The organism is Clostridium sp. AM46-21 (assembly GCF_003480025.1).
Lineage (GTDB): Bacteria > Bacillota > Clostridia > Lachnospirales > Lachnospiraceae > Coprococcus > Coprococcus ammoniilyticus.
In genome coordinates this window covers 44,166-63,956 of the sequence record NZ_QUIB01000013.1, presented here as the reverse complement: position 1 = coordinate 63,956, position 19,791 = coordinate 44,166, and the positions used below count along the sequence as shown (strand labels likewise).

Annotated in this window: 17 protein-coding genes and 2 pseudogenes; 15 read left to right on the top strand and 4 right to left on the bottom strand. The window is 42.0% G+C overall.

Annotation, left to right across the window (positions count from 1 at the left end; all coding sequences use genetic code 11):
- Positions 1–54: 54 nt before the first annotated feature.
- From DW959_RS09945 to DW959_RS09935, 3 genes are read right to left on the bottom strand one after another with little or no spacing between them, the layout of a single operon-like run.
- Entirely contained in the window at positions 55–954 is a 900-nt protein-coding gene (locus DW959_RS09945) for a TlpA disulfide reductase family protein (protein ID WP_118616032.1), read from the bottom strand.
- A gap of 52 nt (positions 955–1,006) precedes the next feature.
- Positions 1,007–1,912 carry a 4Fe-4S binding protein gene (locus DW959_RS09940; RefSeq protein ID WP_118483389.1) on the bottom strand — a complete coding sequence of 302 codons (906 nt, stop codon included), beginning with the start codon at positions 1,910–1,912 and terminating at the stop codon, positions 1,007–1,009.
- Positions 1,905–2,048 (bottom strand): CD1871A family CXXC motif-containing protein, encoded by a 144-nt coding sequence (locus DW959_RS09935; protein ID WP_117785383.1) that lies wholly within the window; start codon positions 2,046–2,048, stop codon positions 1,905–1,907. The genes DW959_RS09940 and DW959_RS09935 overlap by 8 nt, the downstream gene beginning before the upstream one ends.
- A gap of 98 nt (positions 2,049–2,146) precedes the next feature.
- On the opposite strand from DW959_RS09935, the gene DW959_RS09930 reads away from it, so the two are divergent.
- The 13 genes and pseudogenes from DW959_RS09930 to DW959_RS09875 all read left to right on the top strand — a co-directional run bounded on the left by DW959_RS09930 (position 2,147) and on the right by DW959_RS09875 (position 16,334).
- Positions 2,147–2,827, top strand: a complete 681-nt coding sequence (locus DW959_RS09930; RefSeq protein ID WP_117808733.1) for a response regulator transcription factor — start codon at positions 2,147–2,149, stop codon at positions 2,825–2,827.
- The gene (locus DW959_RS09925; protein ID WP_118616030.1) at positions 2,824–3,972 is read left to right on the top strand and encodes a HAMP domain-containing sensor histidine kinase; all 1,149 of its coding nucleotides are present in this window, start codon (positions 2,824–2,826) and stop codon (positions 3,970–3,972) included. The genes DW959_RS09930 and DW959_RS09925 overlap by 4 nt, the downstream gene beginning before the upstream one ends.
- A 147-nt stretch (positions 3,973–4,119) precedes the next feature.
- Positions 4,120–6,695 (top strand): annotated as a pseudogene (gene clpB / locus DW959_RS09920) (ATP-dependent chaperone ClpB).
- Between the two features lie 148 nt (positions 6,696–6,843).
- Positions 6,844–7,512, top strand: a complete 669-nt coding sequence (locus DW959_RS09915; protein WP_021943577.1) for a response regulator transcription factor — start codon at positions 6,844–6,846, stop codon at positions 7,510–7,512.
- Positions 7,506–7,862, top strand: coding sequence for a hypothetical protein (locus tag DW959_RS14620; RefSeq protein WP_243023378.1), 357 nt, complete (start codon positions 7,506–7,508; stop codon positions 7,860–7,862). Before DW959_RS09915 ends, DW959_RS14620 begins: the two co-directional genes overlap by 7 nt.
- Positions 7,805–8,893, top strand: coding sequence for a HAMP domain-containing sensor histidine kinase (locus DW959_RS09910; RefSeq protein ID WP_243023377.1), 1,089 nt, complete (start codon positions 7,805–7,807; stop codon positions 8,891–8,893). Before DW959_RS14620 ends, DW959_RS09910 begins: the two co-directional genes overlap by 58 nt.
- A 125-nt stretch (positions 8,894–9,018) precedes the next feature.
- Positions 9,019–10,440: an SLC13 family permease gene (locus DW959_RS09905; RefSeq protein WP_118616028.1), complete on the top strand. Its 1,422-nt coding sequence runs from the start codon at positions 9,019–9,021 to the stop codon at positions 10,438–10,440.
- A 102-nt stretch (positions 10,441–10,542) separates the two neighbouring features.
- Positions 10,543–12,084 carry an MBOAT family O-acyltransferase gene (locus DW959_RS09900; RefSeq protein WP_226801032.1) on the top strand — a complete coding sequence of 514 codons (1,542 nt, stop codon included), beginning with the start codon at positions 10,543–10,545 and terminating at the stop codon, positions 12,082–12,084.
- Positions 12,085–12,100: 16 nt separating this feature from the next.
- Positions 12,101–12,946 carry a hypothetical protein gene (locus tag DW959_RS09895; protein ID WP_118616024.1) on the top strand — a complete coding sequence of 282 codons (846 nt, stop codon included), beginning with the start codon at positions 12,101–12,103 and terminating at the stop codon, positions 12,944–12,946.
- Positions 12,901–13,206, top strand: a complete 306-nt coding sequence (locus DW959_RS09890; RefSeq protein ID WP_118616022.1) for a hypothetical protein — start codon at positions 12,901–12,903, stop codon at positions 13,204–13,206. Before DW959_RS09895 ends, DW959_RS09890 begins: the two co-directional genes overlap by 46 nt.
- A 10-nt stretch (positions 13,207–13,216) precedes the next feature.
- The gene (locus DW959_RS09885; RefSeq protein WP_118616020.1) at positions 13,217–14,692 is read left to right on the top strand and encodes a class I adenylate-forming enzyme family protein; all 1,476 of its coding nucleotides are present in this window, start codon (positions 13,217–13,219) and stop codon (positions 14,690–14,692) included.
- 4 nt (positions 14,693–14,696) lie between these two features.
- Positions 14,697–14,918 carry a phosphopantetheine-binding protein gene (locus DW959_RS09880; protein WP_008401081.1) on the top strand — a complete coding sequence of 74 codons (222 nt, stop codon included), beginning with the start codon at positions 14,697–14,699 and terminating at the stop codon, positions 14,916–14,918.
- A gap of 249 nt (positions 14,919–15,167) precedes the next feature.
- Positions 15,168–16,334 (top strand): DUF3810 domain-containing protein, encoded by a 1,167-nt coding sequence (locus DW959_RS09875; RefSeq protein WP_182430075.1) that lies wholly within the window; start codon positions 15,168–15,170, stop codon positions 16,332–16,334.
- Between the two features lie 281 nt (positions 16,335–16,615).
- Here the strand turns inward: DW959_RS09875 and murI are convergent, their stop codons facing one another.
- Positions 16,616–17,395, bottom strand: coding sequence for a glutamate racemase (murI, locus tag DW959_RS09870; RefSeq protein ID WP_118616016.1), 780 nt, complete (start codon positions 17,393–17,395; stop codon positions 16,616–16,618).
- Positions 17,396–17,786: 391 nt separating this feature from the next.
- Here murI and DW959_RS09865 point away from each other — a divergent pair, with 391 nt between their 5' ends.
- Together DW959_RS09865 and DW959_RS09860 are read left to right on the top strand one after the other, a co-directional pair.
- Positions 17,787–18,251, top strand: coding sequence for an HD domain-containing protein (locus DW959_RS09865; RefSeq protein ID WP_117785384.1), 465 nt, complete (start codon positions 17,787–17,789; stop codon positions 18,249–18,251).
- A 201-nt stretch (positions 18,252–18,452) separates the two neighbouring features.
- A pseudogene (locus tag DW959_RS09860) lies at positions 18,453–19,735 on the top strand (O-acetylhomoserine aminocarboxypropyltransferase/cysteine synthase family protein).
- Positions 19,736–19,791: the final 56 nt, after the last annotated feature.

Sequence of the window (19,791 nt, the reverse complement as noted above, 5' to 3'; positions counted from 1 at the left end):
GGGGCAGGATAAAAAGTTTGCTTTTTATCCTGCCCCTGAATCTGATTATTTATTCTATTTATCAGCATCGATTACTGATTGGATCTGTTTCATAAGAGTGTCATAGTTATTCTGGTCATCGATACCGCCGAGCATAGGATCTCCGACGATATTACCATTCCTATCGACAAGTATGGTTGTAGGAAATGCCATGATGTCGGAGGCATATTTACCTATGTTTGAATCAGAGTCAATGGAAATATTGCGGTATTTGGCACCCTGACTGTCAAGAATGGCTGCGGCCTCCTTGATAGCATCTTCGTTTCCGTCAAAGGTCTCTGTGTTGATACCTACTACCTCGCCTCCCATCGATTTGATGGCATCGTTTAATTCATTAAGCTTGGATAATTCTGCGACACAAGGTTTGCAGCCGGTAAACCAGAAATTAACGACCGTTACCGCATTATTGGAAAACAGGCTTTCGTCAACAGAATTACCATCGAAATCCTTACCGGAGAAACTCTTGAAAGGTGTGATTTCTTCGGAACTGTCGTTCTGGTCGGCGCTTTCTGATCCTGTATTATTATTTTCGATTTCGGATATCTGCTTTTCAATCTGTCTGATGGTTTCAATATCATCGTTAAGTGTTTTCAGTTCATCATCTGTAAAGGATTCCTTGTTTGATTCCACGGCGCCGGCCAGATAATCGGCATAATCTCCGCTTGGATCAGCGCTGCTTTTATTCATCATGCCAAATACCTTGTTCCATACATCCGCATGATCTGCAAAAATCTGGTTCTCCTGCTGATATAAATCATCCAGCTTCGTGTTGGAATTGTCCGCAGCTTCAGTGGTGGCTTCTGTCTGGTTTTTTTGTGAACTCTCAGTTGTGGCCGATCCTGATCCGCTACATGCCGTGAGAGATAATGCTGCACAGAGAGTGATAATAGGTATTAATGTTTTTTTTGTCTTCATAGATAATTGCTCCTTTAAATAATAATTTAGATAATATTAGTGTGGCTGATTGTTACACGTTGGTTTTGGAAGATTGCTTATGTCCCTTTTGGGAACATGGTCTCCCCATAAACTGATAGCAGATCGCGTCTTTTGGACAGGCCTTTATACATGCTCCGCATCGTATGCATTCCGGATGATTTGGTGTTTTGCATACATCTACATCCATTTTGCATGCCTTTGAACACTTACCGCATCCGACACATTTGCTGCTTTCAACCTTGATATTCATAAGGCTGACCTTGTTAAATAATGAATAGATTGCTCCAAGAGGACAAATCCATTTGCAGAAAGGCCTGTAGAACAAAATACTCAGTATAATAACCGTAATTAAAATAAGGCACTTAAAAGAAAACAGTTTTCCAAGTGCAGAGCGTATAGCTGCATTTCCAAGTGAAAGTGGTATAGCCCCCTCCAGAACACCTTGTGGACAAATATACTTACAGAAGAACGGGTCTCCCATTCCTATGGAGTTCGTTACAAGCATCGGCAGAAGTATAACGAAAACAATCAGGATGATATATTTCAGGTATCTTAACGGTTTCAGTCTGGCTGTGGAAAATTTTTTCCCCGGTATTTTATGAAGCAGATCCTGAAACCATCCAAATGGGCACAAAAAACCACATATAAATCTTCCGAGGATCACACCGAGCAAAATGAAAAAACCGGTTATGTAGTATGAAAACTTAAATTTGAATGAGCCGACAACCGCTTGGAATGCCCCAATCGGACACGCTCCTGTTGCAGCGGGACAGGAGTAACAGTTTAATCCCGGTACGCATACTGTTTTGGCTTTGCCCTGATAGATCTTGCCTTTAAATAAATTGGGGATGTGAATATTAGTAAGCAGCGTGGCAGCTGCCTGTATCCATCCGCGTATTCTGGCTGTTTTTTTTGATATTGATTTGTTCTTATCCAATTCCTACACACTCCAGACATAATTTTATTGCTTTGCTGAGCACGGCAGCCGCTTCACCTCTGACTACACCATAGCTGATCATTGCTATACCTGTGATGAGTAAAACGATCTGAGATATTTTCCTGTACTTCAAGATATTGCAGCTCCTTTCTTGATTGTGTTTGTTGACCAGCTGACCTGGGTATTATACAATAGATGTTGTAAAATTTTTGTTAAGAAACAGGTGAAAGATTTTTGAGATTATTAATAGTTGAAGATGAGAAACAAATATGTGATATGGTTGCGAAAAGCCTGTATGGTGTTGGGTATGAAGTGGATACCTGTTATGATGGGGAAGAGGCTCTTGAATGTATCCTTACGGAGGATTATGATCTGATCGTTTTGGATCTGAATCTGCCCGGTATGGATGGAATGGAAATCTTAAGAGAACTCAGACGGGAAAATGAGGAGACAAAGGTTATTATATTATCTGCAAGAGGACAGATCGCGGATAAGGTTGAGGGACTGGATGCAGGTGCAAATGATTATATGGAAAAACCATTTCATATAAAGGAACTTGAAGCACGTATCAGAAGTCTGACAAGAAGAAAATTTGTGCAGAAGGATGTATGTCTGGAAAGCGGCGGGATAAGCTTTGATACGATAAAACGTGAGGCATATGCAAAAGGGGAAAAGGTTTCCCTTACAAGAAAAGAAAATGGTATTTTAGAATATCTGCTTCTCAATCTGGGAAGACCGGTAAGTCAGGAAGAATTGATGGAGCATGTCTGGGATGCATCCGTGGACAGCTTTAGTGGAGCAATCAGAGTACATATGTCTTCGCTTAGAAGAAAGCTTAAGGCAGTGCTCGGATATGATCCGATTTTGAACAAGGTGGGAGAAGGGTATAAAATACGAGAGGAGGCCGACAGATGAAAAGAATATCGCTACAGTGGAGACTTACATGTATAATTATATTATATATTGCGCTTATATGTGGATGTCTGACTATGCTTATTTATAAAAATGGTGTGTACTATATTGATTCTCTGCAAGAGACTGTTGATGCCAGGGGAGATGATAACGGAAGCTCTTCGGATGAAATATATATCAGCATTCCGGAGGATAACTGGGATGATTTTGCAAATGATTTTTCCGTTCAGGTGTACAATAACAAGGCAGACTACAAAAAAAACAGCCTGATAATTTCAGCCTTGCTGGCGCTTCTGGGTGGTGTGGCCACGTATTTTATCAGTGGACATGCCCTAAAGCCGATTGGTAAGTTTTCTGATAAGATTGAAGAGGTACAGGCACAAAATCTGGCAGATTCACGAATAGAAGAAAACAATGTTAAAGAACTGAACCAACTGAGTGTTTCGTATAACAAGATGCTTGAACGTCTCTCGGATGCATTTGATATACAGAGACAATTTACCGCAAATGCGGCACATGAGCTTCGAACCCCATTATCTTTAATGCAGATACAGCTTGATTCATATAATTCCAATCCGCATCCGGGCAATGATGCAGATACCGAGCAAACGATAAAGATGGTTACGGAACAGAATGACAGACTCGGTAAAATGGTAAAAACCCTTCTGGATATGAGCGAGCTTCAAACTGTGGGGAGAGACGATGTAATAATGGTCAATGCTCTTGTTGATGAAGTATTGGTGGATCTGGAACCGCTTGCACAGGAAAAAAATATAAAACTTATTGGAAAATGCGCGGATATAAGGATGATCGGAAGTGATATCCTTATTTACAGGATGGTATACAATCTTGTTGAGAATGCTATAAAATATAATCATTCTGGGGGACGGGTTACAGTGACCGCATATCAAAAGGACAAACATATTTACCTGTCAATAGAGGATACCGGAAATGGAATCCCGGAGGAACTCAGGCAGCGTGTGTTTGAACCGTTCTTTCGTGTGGACAAATCCAGAAGCCGGGAACTTGGTGGTGTCGGACTTGGACTTGCGCTTGTTCATGAAATCGTAAGTGCGCATGATGGGACAATTACAGTCCGGTCTAATCCATCCGGAGGTACGATTTTTGATGTGAGTTTTACCCAGTGATCATTCCTGAAATGTGTGTGAAAAAATAAAATAAAAATAATTAGCACTCACCTCTTGACAGTGCTAACAAAAAATGTTATGTTAACTACTGTAATGAAAGTGTATCTTGAATTACAGTAGTTTTTATATGTCAGGAGGTAAATGATTATGGATATGGACAAATATACAAGAAAGTCGCTTGAAGTAATAGAAAAAGCGAAAGATAAAGCCCTGGAATATGATAATCAGGAGCTTGCACAGATTCATTTACTTGCAGGATTGCTTGAGATAGACGAAAGCCTTATTTCGAAGATTTTTGAAAAACTCGATATAGATGTAACAGCAGCGGTAAATAGGGTGGAAGATAAGCTTGCATCACTGCCAAAAGTAAGTGGCGGAAATCTGTATGCCGGAAATAATTTTTCAAAGGCGCTCATTCAGGCTGAAAAGGAAGCAAAGCAGATGGGAGACAGCTTTGTATCGGTTGAGCATCTGTTCCTTGGACTGATCGAAAAAGCCGATTCCGATGTGAAGCCATTGCTTAAAACATGGGCGATCGATCGGAACACATTTTTAAAGGCTCTGGCAGATATCAGAGGAAATAAAAAGGTAGACAGTGAGAACCCGGAAGATTCCTATGAAGCAATGGAGAAGTTCGGATACGATCTGGTGGAACGGGCAAGAGAGCAGAAGATCGATCCGGTTATCGGACGAGATGCTGAGATACGAAACGTGATCCGGATCCTTTCCCGTAAGACCAAGAATAACCCGGTTCTGATCGGTGAACCTGGTGTAGGTAAGACAGCGGTTGCAGAAGGTCTGGCACAGCGTATTGTCAGAGGTGATGTGCCGGAAGGCTTGAAGAATAAGAAGATATTCGCACTGGATATGGGTGCGCTGGTTGCCGGTGCCAAGTATCGTGGTGAATTTGAGGAACGTCTGAAGACAGTTCTGGATGAAGTAAAGAAATCAGAAGGTGAGATAATCCTCTTTATTGATGAGCTGCATACGATCGTTGGAGCCGGTAAGACAGATGGCGCAATGGATGCAGGCAATATGTTAAAGCCTATGCTTGCCCGTGGCGAACTGCATTGTATCGGTGCGACGACACTTGACGAATACAGACAGTACATTGAAAAGGATGCCGCTCTGGAACGTCGTTTCCAACCGGTACAGATCGATGAGCCGACGGTAGAAGATACGATCTCCATTCTTCGTGGTATCAAGGAAAGATATGAGGTGTTCCATGGAGTTAAAATCTCGGATGGCGCATTGGTAAGTGCAGCGGTACTTTCCAATCGGTACATTACAGATCGTTTCCTTCCGGATAAAGCGATCGACCTTGTCGATGAAGCCTGTGCGATGATCAAGACGGAGCTGGATTCCATGCCGACCGAAGTCGATGAGATCACAAGAAAGATCATGCAGCTTGAGATCGAGGAAGCCGCACTGAAGAAAGAAGAAGACCACCTGAGCAAGCAGAGACTGGCGGATATACAGTCAGAGCTTGCAGAATTAAAGGATAAAGCAAATAACCTGAAAGCCAAATGGGAGAATGAAAAGGCAGGCGTTGAGAAGATCCGTAACCTGAAAGAGGAGATCGAGAAGATCAAAAATGATATTCAGGTTGCCCAGAGAAATTACGATCTGAACAAAGCAGCCGAATTGCAGTATGGCAAACTTCCGGCAGCTCAGAAAGAGCTGGAACTGGCAGAGCAGTCTGCATCGGAGAAAGAACGAAAGCTGGTACATGAGGTCGTATCAGAAGAAGAAATTTCGGAGATTGTATCCAAGTGGACCGGTATTCCGGTAGCCAAACTGACGGCGAGTGAAAAGAGTAAGACACTGAATCTTGCAGATGAACTTCATAAGAGGGTTGTCGGTCAGGATGAAGCTGTTGAATATGTCAGCGATGCGATTATCCGTTCCAAAGCAGGAATCAAGGATCCAAGCAAGCCGATCGGCTCATTCCTGTTCCTTGGACCAACCGGTGTAGGTAAGACAGAGCTTGCAAAGACACTGGCAGAAGCTTTATTTGATAATGAACAGAACATGGTTCGTATCGATATGAGTGAATATATGGAGAAATACAGTGTATCCAGACTGATCGGAGCGCCTCCTGGATATGTAGGCTACGATGAAGGCGGACAGCTTACCGAGGCAGTCCGTAGGAACCATATTCGGTTGTCTTGTTCGACGAAGTAGAGAAGGCACACCCGGATGTATTCAATGTATTATTACAGGTATTGGATGATGGACGTATCACGGACTCACAGGGCAGAACGGTAGACTTTAAGAATACGATCATCATCATGACATCGAATATCGGTGGTGTGGATATCGCAGAAGGCGGTGGCGAGATCACGGATGAGATACGGGAGACAGTTATGAACAAACTGAAACAGCACTTCCGTCCGGAGTTCCTGAACCGTATCGATGAGACGATCATCTTCAAGTCATTAAGCAAAGAGAATATTGGCAGTATCGTTGATCTTATGGTCAAGGATCTGAACAAACGTCTGGCTGGACAGGAGATCACGATCAAGCTTACGGATGAGGCTAAGAGTGCGATCATCGATCAGGGCTATGATCCGGTCTATGGTGCAAGACCATTGAAGCGTTTTATTCAGAAGAATGTTGAGACACTGGTTGCCCGTATGATCCTTGCAGGTGAAGTATCCACCCAGTCAGCGATCATCATTGACTATGACGGTCAGAAATTGACAGCGAGAAATGAGAAGTAGTAATATAAACAGGTAGTAAATGCCTGGTGACAACTAAAATAAGCATGATAAAAGGGATTGGCATTGAAAATATTTTTCGGTGTCAGTCCCTTTAATCTTATTTTAATGATGGTATGCCATTGTATATTAAGATAGGGAGGTTGTGTCCATGCGCATTTTGGTTGTTGAAGATGAATTGGATCTGAATCATATAATATGTAATAAACTGACAAAAGAAGGATACAATGTAGATGCCTGTTTTGACGGGCAGGCAGCACTTGATTATCTGGAGACGGCAAGTTACGATGGAGCTATAATGGATATTATGATTCCGAAGAAAGATGGTATGTCGGTTTTAAAAACAATCCGGGCAGAAGGAATACAGGTTCCGGTGCTTTTTTTGACTGCAAAGTCCGAAACGCAGGATATTGTCAGGGGACTGGATGCAGGAGCCAGTGACTATATGACAAAACCGTTTGAGTTTTCGGAATTGCTCGCAAGGTTAAGGGTAATGCTTCGTACTGTACATATAAGTAATGACAGCATTTTGAATTATGGGTCATTACAGATTGATACAAATAATCACCGGGTTGTCCGGGATGGTGTGACTGTCGATCTTACAGTCCGGGAATATGCAATTCTGGAATATCTGGTGCGTAACAGGAACATTGTTGTCACAAGAGAGCAGATCCGTGCAAATATATGGAGCATTGATGATGATATCAATTCAAATGTAGTTGATGTATATATTCGATATCTTCGCAGAAAAATCGATGATCCTTTTGAAGAAAAACTGATACATACGATCCGGGGAGTAGGTTATAGACTGGAATGTTAAAAAGGAAAATCTCATTTATTAATTTTACTGTTATTGTTTGTGGACTTATCATTGCAGCAGGAACGATATGTCTTTTGTTGATGCAGAAGAATCTGATCAAAGAGGATACTAAATATCTGGCTTATACAGAACTGGCGCAGGAAGTGAAACGTGCAAAAAAAAATATAGGATTTGATGAGAATGAGAATCCGTATATAAAAAGCGATTTTTACGATCTGGAAGAGAAAGATACTTATAACGAAAATGTATATGTGTTTTACAGTCAAGAGACGGAAGTTTTCTTGATGGCAGAATGCCGGATGATTCCAGAACCGGGCTTGATATCGGATTACAGAGTCTTACAAAAGTAACCTTTCAGGGAGAGCGTTATTACGTAGCAACCAGACGAGGAAAAAGGAAGAATGGAACGGAGGATGACAGTTTTTATCTGGTATGTGCTATGATGTCGGAACAGGCGGTGAAAGAAAATTATCGCGGACTGTGGCATCAGTCATATTTGGTGATAGGAGTTGTTGGCGTATTTTTTATTTTATTTGCCCTTTTATTAAGATATCTGATCGCTGTACCAATGAGACAGTTGAATGAATCGATAAAAAAGAGCGGGGAGAATCTGGATTTTACGGATAGTCTGGAATACAAAGGATGTTTTAAAGAACTTCAGATGTTAACAGATGCAAATAATCATTTGTACCAGAGAGTGCAGCAGGAGTTGGAACGTCAGGAAGAATTTAATGCGAATGTATCCCATGAACTTCGTACGCCTATTGCTGTTATGCATGCACAATGCCAGGTGTCGAGAGAGGTGGCAGAAAAGAAGCAGGATAAAGAAGCAATAAAAAGTATAGAGGTATTTGAGCGACAGACAAACCGTATGAAGAATCTGGTTGATCAATTGCTTCAAATGACTGCAATAGATAGAAAGGGGACAACATTCAGTATGGAAGATATTGATGTTCGGGATGTAATTGAATCTGCATGTGATGATATAGCATATATTGATACGAAACAGATTACATTTGAATATTCCTTTCAGCCGACGATCATACATGCAAATATGAATCTTATCTATATTGTTATAAATAACTTGCTTTCAAATGCTGTAAAGTATAGTAATGAAGGAACTAAAATCTATGTGTCCTGTGGAGAGAAAGACGGAAAGTCGTATATTCGTATTCAGGATGAAGGCTGTGGAATAGAGAAAGAAAATATATCCAAAATATTTGAAAGCTTTTATCGGGAAGAAAAAGATCGTAATGCGGAAGGTTTTGGTCTGGGACTTTCACAGGCAATGAAGATTGCTGAGTTATATGGGGGAGGGATTTATGTTGAAAGTACAAAGAATAAAGGAAGTATTTTCACATTTTTTATTCCAAAACCTTAAAAATAAATAGAAGAATGTCGAATTTTTAATAGAGCTTTAATATTGGATTTTTATAATCCGATATTAGGGTTCTTTTTTTATGTAGAAAGAACAATATATCGAGTAGGACTTGCTTGGAGGATTATATGAGAAATTATAAACGATTGATTCATTTGTTACTTGGACCGGTTCTATTCCTGTTGGCATGCTTTCTTTTACCGCATGCAGTTCTGCCGACATTTGCAGAACGGGCAGCAGTTGGAACGGTACTCTGGATGGCATACTGGTGGGTAACAGGTCCGGTAGATTATGCAGTAACGGCGTTTTTGCCGATTGCGATCAATGCAGTAGTTCCTATGGCGGAGATGAAGGCCATAATATCGAATTATGCGGACGAAACGATTCTGCTATTGCTTGGAGCTTCGATCATAACAGTATTATGGGAAAATACAGGACTGGACAAACGAATTGCAATCACGTTTCTGCGTCTGATCGGAAACAGTCTTAGAATGCAGCTTGTGTTCTGGTTTGCGTTGTCAATGGTATTATCTGCGGTGCTTCCGAATGCAGTAGTATGCGCAACGATCACGCCGATCGCAGTTTCTATGCTGAAATATATTGGAATGGATGACGTGAAAAACAGCAAGACGGCATCGAAGATCCTGCTGACGATCGCTTATGCGACAGGACTTGGTGGTCTGGCATCTCCACTTGGTGGGGCTATGAATCTGGTAACGGTGGAATATATCCAGCAGTTGACCGGAAAAGAATATATGTATTCCTCCTGGGTTATCCGGTTCCTTCCGGTTATGCTGATTTTAATGCTGATCAATGTAGTATTTATTCTTCGTGATGTAAAGAAGACAGATCTGTTAGGTGGTTCCAGTGAATATTTTGCGGAACAGTACCGGAAGCTTCCAAAGATGAGCTTTGAAGAAAAATCCGCACTTGTGCTGTTTGTAGTGGCAACAGGTCTGGCATTTACCAGACAGCTTTATCAGGATATATTGCCGGGATTAAAGCCTGCATATGTATTTATCATCTGTGCGATCATCGCCTTTCTTTTTACAAATAAAGAGGGAAAACGGATCATGGTCTGGAAACAGGTGCAGGGAAAGATCGTCTGGGATCTGATGTATATATTTGCCGGAGGTCTGGCACTTGGAAGCCTGATCAATGCAACAGGTGTTGCAAAAGCACTTGGAGAAGTGATTTCTTCCTTTGATATGAAGGGTGGTTTTGTAACGATCCTGATCATTCTGACTGCAACACTACTGTTGTCGGATGTGACCTCAAATACAGCTACGGCAGCGGTTGCGATTCCACTTGTGATCTCAATCACACAGGGATGTGGGCTGAATCCGATTCCGTATATATACGTAGCATCCATTGGTGTGAACCTGTCTTATATGCTGCCAACGTCGATCCGTGCGATTCCGGTGGGATATGGACTGGAACCAAAGTATATGTTCCGGGAAGGCTGGAAGATTTCCCTTATCATTATTCTTGTAATGTCGATCATTTGCACATTGCTGTTAAAATACTGGAGCACATTCAGTACGGTGTAAAAAAAGCCATACAGAAACGGGCGTGAAACAAAGAGAAAGAAATGGAGAGAAGGCATGTCTGTCGTATCATACATATTTATAGTATTCTTAGCAGTTACAGTTTTGATATATTATATAGTACCAAAGAAAATCCAGTGGTGGGTGCTCCTTGCCGCAAGTGCGGTCTTCTATGCTTATAGTGGGATTGATGATCTGCTGATTGTAGTTGGAACTGCATTTCTGGTATATCCGTTGACAATGTTGATGGAGAAAAATCTGGAGGAACAGGACCGGCTGCTTCTGGATGCAGATAAGAGAACTGCAAGAAAGATAAAAACAGCACAGAAAAAGAAACGAAAGAAATATCTGGTGCTGGCATTGCTGATCGTAATAGGTGCGCTTATTGTATTCAAGGTGACAGGATTTGCCATCGAGAACATCAAACGTTTTCTTCCATACGAAGCGATACAGCGGATTCCGGACTGGCATTTCCCTGCACCGCTTGGAGTTTCTTTTTATTCCTTTATGATGATCTCTTATCTGGTTGATGTCTATAACGGAAGGATCCATGCACAGAAGAATTTTCTGAAATATCTGTCGTATGTATTATATTTTCCACATATTACGCAGGGACCGATTGCGCGATATGAACTGGTTGCGCATCAACTATGGGAAAAGCATAAGTTTGATTATGATACGGTGATAAAAGGTACATGGTTGATTCTGTGGGGAGCACTTAAGAAAATGGTGATGGCAGACCGTATCAGTCCATTTGTGACAGAAGTATTTAAACATTCTGATCAGTATGAAGGTATGATCTTCTTTCTGGCGGCGGTTATGTATTCCATCCAGATTTACTGTGATTTCTCCGGATGCATGGATATCGTACGTGGTGCGTCGGAGTGCTTTGGCATTACGCTTGGAGAAAATTTCAGGCGGCCATATTTTTCTCAGACGTTGCCGGAGTTCTGGAGAAGATGGCATATTTCACTCGGAGCGTTCTTCAGAGAATATGTATTCTATCCGGTATCGACTTCAAAGATCCTGTTGAAATGGAATACCAAGGTGCGGAAATATCTGGGAAATGCCATAGGAACTGGATTTGCTTCTTGTGTACCGATCCTGTGCGTATGGATTCTGACCGGACTCTGGCATGGGGCAAAGTGGAACTATATCGGCTGGGGACTGTTTCACGGAATCCTGATCTGCTTATCGACATTATTTGAGCAGCCGGTCGCTAAATTAACAGAGAAACTGAATATACGGACAAACTGTATAAGCTGGAATATATTCCGGATGCTTCGGACATTTTTATTGTGCGTGATCGGACGTATCATTTTTATGGGAAGTGGAATCCGTGCGTCCTTCCATATGATAGCTTCCTGTGTGGTTGACCGTGGTACATTTTATGACATTATAAATACATTTGCTCTGTCCCAGCGGGAATGGGGACTGATCCTGATTGGTTGTCTGATCCTGTTATGTGTATCAGTTGCACAGGAGATCCGGGAACAGATGGGGATCAAAGAGGATATCAGAAGCTGGCTGCTACGTCAGAATCTCTGGCTGCGCTGGCTGGTTCTGATCGTTGGAATTTTATGTGTATTGACGTTTGGTGTATATGGTTCCGGCAGTCATATCGCATTCATCTATGAACAGTTTTAGGGTAGGAGAACAAAACATGAAAACAGGAAAGAAAAAGGTTTTGGCAATAATAAAAAAAGTAATTTCAATCCTACTGTTTTTTGTCATATTGTTATATTCTATATCGAAGGTCGGACAGTTTGCCAGACCGGATGAGAGTGACGCAGAGGCATGGGCAGAGTATTACGCGGAAGAAAAGGATACGGTCAATGCATTGATGATCGGATCCAGTGCGATATTCCGTTATTGGAATCCGCCACAGGCATATGAGGAACAGGATTTTACCTCGGCTATGCTGGCTAGCTCGATCCAGGATCTGAATATGGCACCATATATTATGGAAGAAGCGGTAAAAAGTCAGAATGTGGACGTGTTTGTTATCGAGGTCAGAACCATGATCGCCAGAAATACAAATGATGATCACAGCCAGGAAGAACGGGACTATTGGTTTGAATTGCTTATATCCGGCATGAATCCATCCATAACAAGGTTGCAGGCAATTCAGTCTATACATGGTGGAAGCTTTGTGAAGAAAGCAGAAATGATGTTTCAGATATTAAAATATCATAATAACCTGATGGAATTTGACCGGGAATTTATGATCAATCGTCTGAACAATCCGTCCAGTGATGATAAATTTGCAAGACCAAAATCAACGATCACAAATCTCAAAAACAAGAAACCGGATTATACAACGGATCAGAGTCTTGAACTGTCACAGGCATCTAAGGATACTCTGGATGCAATCGAGAAAAAGGCAAATGAACTGGGAAAAAAGGTGCTGTTTATAGCGACACCGTATGTACGGATGAGAGTCAGATCCGGGAGCATCTGGCTGTGGATGCCTATTGTGAGAAACAGGGCTATGACTGCCTGGATCTAAATCAGTATGTTGATGAGATGGATATTGATTTTAAAACGGATTTCTATAATCCAAAGCATACGAATATAGCAGGAGCAAAAAAGGTGACAAGCTTTCTTGGAGCATATCTGAAGGAAAAGTATCAGTTGCAGGAAACTCTGACTGAGGATCAGAAGGTAAGCTGGGAAGATGCCTGTAAGGTATGGGATGAGGAAGACCGGAAATTTATGAAAAAATGGAAGAAAAATGTAAAAAAGATTACAAAGAAAAAGGAGAAATAACAGGATCGATATGGAAACCGTGCTTCATTATATAAAAAAATATGCAGAGACACAACCGGATACGCTGGCTGTCTGTGAGTTAAAAAAACATCTGACATATGCGGAGTATTGGACGGCAATCAGAAAGATGGCAAATGTCCTGCTTCAGAATGGTATAAAAAAGAACGCACATGTTATTTTACGATGCACACAGAACATTGAATATATGGTTTTGTTTTCAGCCTTGCAGTATATGCAGGCGCTTGTGATTCCTGTTGAGCGATCTACTTCACCTGAGCGCATGCAGGAAATCAGGGATAAGGTGGATGCAGAATGGCTGATCTCAAACAAAGAGTCAGATGGACTGCGCTGGTTATCCCCGAAGAAGCTGATGGAACAGATGGAGAATACAGAAGAACTGGATGTTCCGCTTCCAAATGCAGATTCACGTTCGATGCTGTTGTTCACAACGGGTACGACCGGCAGCTCAAAGGGTGTTGTCATGCATCATAAGAATGATGTGGCAATTGCTGGGAATGTTATGAAGGGAACACAGATGAAACCAGGAAATGTGGAGATCATACCGATGCCACTCAATCATTCCTTTGGTATAAGACGGTATCAGTCGGATATGATAAGTGGCGGAACTGTCTGTCTGATGAATGGTATGGCTATGATAGGAAATCTCTGGAAGATGCTTGAGCAGTACCATGCAACATCGATGGCAATTTCTCCTGCAACACTTGGAATGATCTTTCATTTGTCAGATGACAGGATTGCAGGATATGCCGATCAGATCGATTATATACAGGTGGGATCAGCCCCGCTTCCGGAAACGGACAAGGAAAAGCTGCTCCGGTATCTTCCACGTACAAGACTTTATAATTTTTATGGATCGTCGGAAGCTGGCTGCTCCTGTATTCTGGAATTCAGCCGTCAGAATAAGAATGGTTGTATCGGATATCCGACCGTCAATTCTCTAGTGCGGTTTATAGATGAAGAAGGGAATATTATAGAGAATGGATCTGAGAAACAGCCTGCTTTACTGGCCTGGGGTGGTCCGATTGTTATGGAGGGCTATTACAATGATCCGGAGCTTACTGCGAAAACGGTAGTGGATGGATATGTTATGACAAATGATCTTGGCTATATGGATGAAGATGGCAGTATTATTCTGGTTGGACGGGCAGATGATGTTATCAACTATGGTGGAAGCAAGATCTCGCCGGCAGAGGTCGAGACTGTTGCGATCCGGTATCCGGGTGTGGCAGATTGTGCTTACAGTTCCGTTCAGGATCCGATCACCGGAGAATTGCCGGTTATGCTGATCGTGCAAGAGGATGGATTTGACGAAACTGCATTCCAGAGCTATATGCAGCAACAGGTTGAAAGCTATAAGTTACCGCAGAAGATATTCTATATCGAGAAAGTTCCGAAGACATTTAAAGGCTCGCTTCTTCGAAAAGAAATAAAAAAGATAGCAGAATTAAAGAATAAAGGAGAATAAAACTATGAATGATTTTATTGCAATGTTAAAGAAGATCAAACCGAATGTTGATTTTGAAAATGAAGATGCACTGGTAGATGATGGAATACTGGAATCTCTGGATATCATAACGATCATTGCAGAGATTGCGGACAAATACGATGTTATCATTCCAAGTGATGAGATCACATCTGATAATTTCAATTCCGCAGAAGCTTTGTACGAACTGGTAGAAGATCTGAAATAATTTTATCGTAAATATGTGCCAATAGTAAAAAGTATAACAGGAAACAGAATGCCCTCAAAGAATGACAGGTCTGCCGTCAGACAGAGAAGATGTCAAACTTTGAGGGCGTTTTTGTTATAAATCTGTGAAGTGTGTCGTAAAAAGCAGAGCAGGATGATATACTGAACAGGTAGAAAAGGATGTTGTATGTATGAGAATCCGACAGGACGCATATCAGAAAATACATTATCTGGCAGAAAGAATAAGATTATGAATAAGGTAGAAAAGAACAAGAAAAAAAGGCATATTCACAGACCCCTTCTTTTTATAGGGATAATTCTGGTCATAGTGATAAATGCAGCAGCGTGGGTTGCTCCGTGGATCAGTGAAAAGGCGGGATGGGAAAACTGGTGCGACTGGTATGCCGAACATGTGAATCCGGTTATCGTTGCAGTATTTGCAAGATTTGGCAATCTGTTTTCCTTTTCAATCGGGGAGTTTATGATCGTTACGGCAATCCTGCTGATCCTTGCATTTCTGATCCTGAATATTCTGTTGATCTTTTTAAGAAAGCATAAGGGATATCGGAGATTTTGCAGGATCTATGACCTTGTTATTGCATATATAACGGTTGCGATCTGTCTTATTATGACCGGAAACTGTACGATCTATTATCACTGTTCCTCGCTTCCTGTAAATGAGGAAACAGAGGAACGGCAGTATAAGGTAGAAGAATTGCAGGCACTTCGCAATTATATCGTAAAGCAGTGTAACGAATACAGCACTAAAGTAGAGCGGGATGAAAACGGATACATAACATATGATGGAGATATGCAGGAACAGGCACGAAATGCTCTTCGGAAACTGTCCGGCCGGTATCCACGGTTGTCTGGCTACTATCCGGATGTCAAGCATATGATGTTTTCCGGGCTGATGAGCCAGAGTTATATGGCGGGGTATTATTTCCCGTTTTCGATGGAAGCAAACTGTAATACAAATATGTATATCACAAATTATCCTGCAACCTATTGCCATGAGCTGGCGCATCTGCATGGGTATATCTATGAGGATGAGGCAAACTTTATATCTTATCTTGCCTGTATCGACAGCGAAGATCCATTCTTTATTTATTCCGGGTATCTGAGTGTATTGTCCTATGTAGATAATGCCTATTATGAGGCTATCGGGGAGGATGCGGAGCTATATCTGGCAAATGAGAGGATTTCCGAACAGGTGCTTTCCGACGACATCTTTCTGCTCCCGGAGACTTGGGAAAAGGTAGAGGATAAGGCCATTCTATCGACGGATACCGTCAATCAGGCATCCAATACCTTCACTGAAACAAGCCTGAACCTGAACGGTGTCTCAGACGGTTTCGCAGCCTATGACCGCGTAACCGGATTGTTATTACGATACTACGATGAAGAGTTGTATTAAATGGTATGTTCATAAAAATTCGGCAATCTCTAACAGGATCATAGAAAAAGATTAACAGGTATCCGGCTTTATATACCTTTATGTAACAGACCTTTTTTCACGTCGGTCCTTAGCGAACTGCTAAAGGCAGTGAGGTTAGTACCGTTACGTGAAAAATAGAGCGCGAGCGTTCTGTGAAATAAAGGGTATATAAAACCGGATACCTGTTAATCTTTTTGCGAAATAGAACGAAAGTGATTTGCGAAATGAATGATAGCCTCCAGCTTCTTCCGTACGGTACATTATAATGCCAGCAGCTTCCTGCAGAGGGCAACATGTGCGTTCCCATCGGTCGTACAACTGTTATAAATCTCGACTGTACCCTGTTCGGCAGATTCTGACTTTAAGCCTGCGGCAATCAGGCGGCGACGCAGTTCTACGGCAGTTCCGTGGCTCCCGACAAAAATCTTGATATCCGGACCGACAACGGTTCGGATCATTTTTTCCACAAACGGATAGTGCGTACAGCCAAGCACGATCGCATCGATTCCCTTTTCCAGATAAGGCGATAGAACCTCCTGCAGATAATCATGAAGCTCCGGACTGTCCAGATCTCCGTTTTCCACAAAGCCAACCAGCTTTGGACATGGTACACGGTAGATTACGGATCGGTCTTCGTATGTATGCATAAGCGATAGAAACTTATCCTGTTTTAATGTCATAGGGGTAGCCATAACTGCGATCCGGTCATGTTCCTTCCAGAGAACGGCTGGTTTTAATGCCGGCTCAATGCCGATCACAGGGATGTCCGGATAGTCTGCACGAAGCATGGCAGCAGCAGCACTGGTTGCAGTATTGCATGCGATCACAATCGCTTTCGCGCCATGTTCAAGCAGGAATTCCACACAGTTCCGGCTTAGATGCTGAATGTCAGTGATTTGGCGTGTGCCATATGGAGCATTCGCGGAATCACCATAATATATATAATTTTCCTCCGGCATCAGTGAAACGATTTCTTTTAAAACACTGATACCGCCAATACCGGAATCAAATACGCCGATTGGACGGGAATTATCTTTCATTTGTAAAACCTCCTAAAAAAACCTGCACTTGAAAATTATACTACTATATGAAAAGAAAAGACAACCTATAAGTGAAAACAATACAAAACAATCTGCAGAAGACGATAAGACATAAATATTGGATAAACAGGGCGTACAGGAAAAAAGTTGCGTATTCTGTAGCAACCATATATAATCGGGGATGTGAGTACAGATAAAAACAAAAGAAAATAAGACAGAAATAGATCAGGTTAAATAAATATACTAAAACGGTCGGCAGACAGTCAGGAGGAAAGAAATGGAAACCGAGCAGAAACAGAGTACAGAAGCAGAGCAGAGTGAGAGATTGCAGCAGAATGTAGAAGATACGATTCCTGCAAGCCGGGAGCTGAAATCTCGGGTAAAAGAGAAGATGATCGAATATTATGCGGGAGATGCCAGACGGATCCATCATTTTCTGAAGGTTCATTCTTTTGCCAAGTTGATTGGGGAGATGGAAGGAGTCACAGGAGAAGAACTGGAGATCCTGGAAGTCGCTGCACTTGTGCATGATATAGGCATAAAGAACTCAGAAAAGAAATATGGATATAATACAGGAAAGACACAGGAAAAGGAAGGCCCGCCGGAAGCAGAAAAACTGCTTATTCCATTGACAGATGATGCCGCCTTTATTGAGCGGGTATGTTATCTGGTCGGACATCACCATACCTATTCCAATATTGACGGAATGGATTATCAGATACTGGTAGAGGCAGATTTCCTTGTGAACCTGTATGAGGATAAAGAGCATATCAAAGCAGTCCGGTCTGCTTATGAGAAGATCTTCCGGACACAGTCGGGAAGAAAGCTATGTAAGGAGATTTTTGCACTTTCGTAAAAATAAGGAAATCTTAACGGATTTTTAATTTTTGTAGGAGTACATGTGCTTGCAGGAACGGGATAAATTTTATATAATGAATTGATGTGCTAAATGGTACATGAAAAGACAGGTATTTATACTGGAAATAATAATGGATATGAATACAGAAACTTGGAATAGATCATAAAACACAGAAGATATAGTTATCAGGAGGATGTAATGAGTAAATACAAGATTAATACAACATGTGTACAGGGAGGTTATGAACCGGGAAACGGAGAACCACGTCAGGTTCCAATCTATCAGAGTACAACATTCAAATATGCAACAAGTGAAGATATGGGTAAATTATTCGATCTGGAGGCAGATGGATATTTTTATTCCAGACTTCAGAATCCGACAAATGATCTGGTCGCAAAGAAGATCTGTCAGTTAGAGGGCGGTGCAGCGGCGATGCTTACCGGTTCCGGTCAGTCAGCAAACTTCTATGCAGTATTTAATATTGCAAATTGTGGTGACCATGTTGTAGCATCAAATTCCATCTATGGTGGAACCTATAACTTATTTGCGGTAACGATGAAGAAGATGGGAATCGATTTCACATTTGTTGATCCGGACGCATCTGAAGATGAGATCCGTGCAGCGTTCCGTCCGAATACCAAGGCATTATTTGGTGAGATTATTGCAAATCCGGCTCTGACAGTATTAGATATTGAGAAGTTTGCAAAGGTAGCGCATGAGCAGGGAGTACCGCTTATTGTAGATAATACATTCCCGACTCCGATCAACTGTCGTCCGATCGAATGGGGAGCAGATATCGTAACTCATTCCACAACCAAATACATGGACGGACATGGAGCAGCTGTCGGTGGATGCATCGTAGATGCCGGAAAGTTCGACTGGATGAAATACGCAGACAAATTCCCGGGACTTACCACACCGGATGACAGTTATCATGGAATTACATATGCAGAGAAGTTCGGAAAAGAGGGCGCATTTATCACAAAGGCAACTGCACAGCTGATGCGTGATTTCGGTTCTGTACAGTCTCCGCAGAGTGCATTTATCCTGAATCTCGGACTGGAGAGTCTGCATGTCAGAGTAAAGCGTCATTGTGAGAATGCACTCGCAGTTGCAAAATATCTGGAACAGAATGATAAGGTTACTTATGTGAATTACTGCGGGCTGGAAAATGACAAATATCATGCACTTGCAGAAAAATATCTGCCAAACGGCTCCTGTGGCGTTGTAAGCTCGGTGTAAAGGGTGGAAGAAAAGCAGCGGAAGAATTCATGAAGCACTTAAAACTCGGTTCGATTGAGACACATGTAGCGGATGCGAGAACCTGTTGTCTGCATCCGGCAAGTGCAACACACAGGCAGATGAATGATGAAGAACTGACAGCATGCGGTGTATATCCTGATCTTGTCCGTTATTCATGTGGACTGGAAGATGCGGAAGATCTGATCGCAGATCTGGAACAGGCATTTGCGCAGATCTAGGATCTGAACCGGTCTGAAATATAGAAAGAAGATAGCCACAGCAGAACTGTTATAGA

What these genes read in the sequence shown, in the direction of transcription:
- DW959_RS09895 (WP_118616024.1), top strand. Translation starts at nt 12,101, where the DNA reads ATGAAAACAGGAAAGAAAAAGGTTTTGGCAATAATAAAAAAAGTAATT.
- DW959_RS09945 (WP_118616032.1), bottom strand. Translation starts at nt 954, where the DNA reads ATGAAGACAAAAAAAACATTAATACCTATTATCACTCTCTGTGCAGCA.
- murI (WP_118616016.1), bottom strand. Translation starts at nt 17,395, where the DNA reads ATGAAAGATAATTCCCGTCCAATCGGCGTATTTGATTCCGGTATTGGC.
- DW959_RS09910 (WP_243023377.1), top strand. Translation starts at nt 7,805, where the DNA reads ATGCCGGATGATTCCAGAACCGGGCTTGATATCGGATTACAGAGTCTT.
- DW959_RS09865 (WP_117785384.1), top strand. Translation starts at nt 17,787, where the DNA reads ATGATCGAATATTATGCGGGAGATGCCAGACGGATCCATCATTTTCTG.
- DW959_RS09885 (WP_118616020.1), top strand. Translation starts at nt 13,217, where the DNA reads ATGGAAACCGTGCTTCATTATATAAAAAAATATGCAGAGACACAACCG.
- DW959_RS09915 (WP_021943577.1), top strand. Translation starts at nt 6,844, where the DNA reads ATGCGCATTTTGGTTGTTGAAGATGAATTGGATCTGAATCATATAATA.
- DW959_RS09905 (WP_118616028.1), top strand. Translation starts at nt 9,019, where the DNA reads ATGAGAAATTATAAACGATTGATTCATTTGTTACTTGGACCGGTTCTA.
- DW959_RS09925 (WP_118616030.1), top strand. Translation starts at nt 2,824, where the DNA reads ATGAAAAGAATATCGCTACAGTGGAGACTTACATGTATAATTATATTA.
- DW959_RS09880 (WP_008401081.1), top strand. Translation starts at nt 14,697, where the DNA reads ATGAATGATTTTATTGCAATGTTAAAGAAGATCAAACCGAATGTTGAT.
- DW959_RS09875 (WP_182430075.1), top strand. Translation starts at nt 15,168, where the DNA reads ATGAATAAGGTAGAAAAGAACAAGAAAAAAAGGCATATTCACAGACCC.
- DW959_RS14620 (WP_243023378.1), top strand. Translation starts at nt 7,506, where the DNA reads ATGTTAAAAAGGAAAATCTCATTTATTAATTTTACTGTTATTGTTTGT.